Source organism: Faecalitalea cylindroides ATCC 27803 (assembly GCF_000469305.1).
In the GTDB taxonomy this organism is placed as follows: Bacteria; Bacillota_I; Bacilli_A; order Erysipelotrichales; family Erysipelotrichaceae; genus Faecalitalea; species Faecalitalea cylindroides.
Map to the genome: position 1 here is coordinate 1 of NZ_KI271044.1, position 1,492 is coordinate 1,492.

Annotated in this window: 2 protein-coding genes and 1 pseudogene; all 3 read right to left on the reverse strand. The window is 44.0% G+C overall.

The genetic code is table 11. From position 1 onward, the window contains the following. Positions 1 to 20 precede the first annotated feature (20 nt). Positions 21 to 224 (reverse strand): hypothetical protein, encoded by a 204-nt coding sequence (locus HMPREF0367_RS08760; protein ID WP_008789327.1) that lies wholly within the window; start codon positions 222 to 224, stop codon positions 21 to 23. Between the two features lie 12 nt (positions 225 to 236). Continuing rightward, on the reverse strand, positions 237 to 1,121 hold the full coding sequence (locus tag HMPREF0367_RS08765) for a hypothetical protein (protein WP_035403409.1): 885 nt from the start codon (positions 1,119 to 1,121) through the stop codon (positions 237 to 239). A 189-nt stretch (positions 1,122 to 1,310) separates the two neighbouring features. Beyond that, positions 1,311 to 1,492: pseudogene (locus HMPREF0367_RS10330) on the reverse strand (ParB/RepB/Spo0J family partition protein); the annotation flags it as partial.

Consider the following 1,492-nt stretch of genomic DNA (forward strand, 5'->3'; position numbering starts at 1 on the left):
TAATAGCAGTCTGCCTGTCATTATCTCGCTTCATCTGAGCGTTTCCTTTCAATCACTTTGAACTTTTTCAATGGGGCATTTCCGACTTTTACAAGCAGGTCGTCTACTGCGTCTGCGGACTTGCCTTCCTCCATTAACTTTGTTTTTTCATCGTTTAAGGAGCGAATGACAACACCGTGTTCGTAATCGTCCAAAGCAATGTGGTAGAGTTTTTCTTTTTCCATATCTGCCCTCCGTTATCTCTCATAGTCCTTTGAACGCTCCTGCTTTTTGCGGAACATTTCATCAGAGATATGACTGTGAATTTCTGCCATTGCATTTCGTGCCTTGGAAAGCTCCGCACGGATTTCTTTCGGCTCTTTGGAAGCCAGTCCCTCCGGAATACGGTTAATTGCAAAATTCTGTGTATCCACGCCATACTTCTTGCAAATCATATATCCGATACACACTGCCTGAAAGCCCATATCCCTGCGGCTGTAACTTTCGCTGTTGATGGAAAGCTGTGCGTGTCCAAGTTCCTGAGCGACACACTGAGCAACTGCTACGCTGTCGCCCACATTACGCTTCACATACAAGGTCTGCTTTTCATTATTATAGAAAGCTGCCATATTCGGATACGGAAGTTCATCGGTTGCCGCAACCTCCACCGGAGATACATCAAGCATTGTCGTAATAAGTGCTTTCGGGTCACGGTTTGCTGATACTGCCGGAGCTTTTCTTCCATTTGTCTGCGTAACATCAAATACCTTTTTGACATTGTAGGAAATACCCGGAGAACCATCTGCTCTTGTGTATTCCACTGGTTCAAGGATAGAAATACTCTTTGCCCCTTTGGTAATCTTCACATTGTCCTTACCCCAATCATCAAAATCTTTAAGCTGTGTCGCCTGCGGATACTGACTGTAAATAAGGAGAGCATTTGCTGCGGAATATCTGTCCATTCGACTCTGCGTATCAAGAAAACTCTTGAATTTCTCAGGGTCACTCACAATCTCACGGGCAGCGTCATCAATCATCTGATAGACCTTTTCTTTTTCTGCTCGCTTCTTTTCCGCATACTCCTCTTTGGATAATCTCGGCTGATTACCGCCAGCCTTTGCGGGTTTGAAATCATTTGTCATAGTGAATTACCTCTCTTTTGTTTTGGGTTTCTTCTTCGGCTCTTTCCCATTCCATGAAATGAGATTGATTTCCTTTGTGTAGCCACTGTCGCCCGTAGACAATACTGCGATTTCCTTTACGATTTCATACTGGATTTCTCTCATTCTCCATACCTCAACTCTCTGTATTTACTTCCCGAAAAAAGAAGATTAGCGGCTGTCACGGTTGCGTTTCCTCTGCAACTCACGCTCCAAAAGTTTGATGATGGTTTCCTCCATCTGCTTCGGCGTTGTGTTCTTCGGAAAGTATTTTTTCAGCTTGCTTGTGTTGATTTTCAAGGTTTCTTTCTGGTTGCCCTTTTCCTCCGTCATAATCGCAAATATCGTATCCA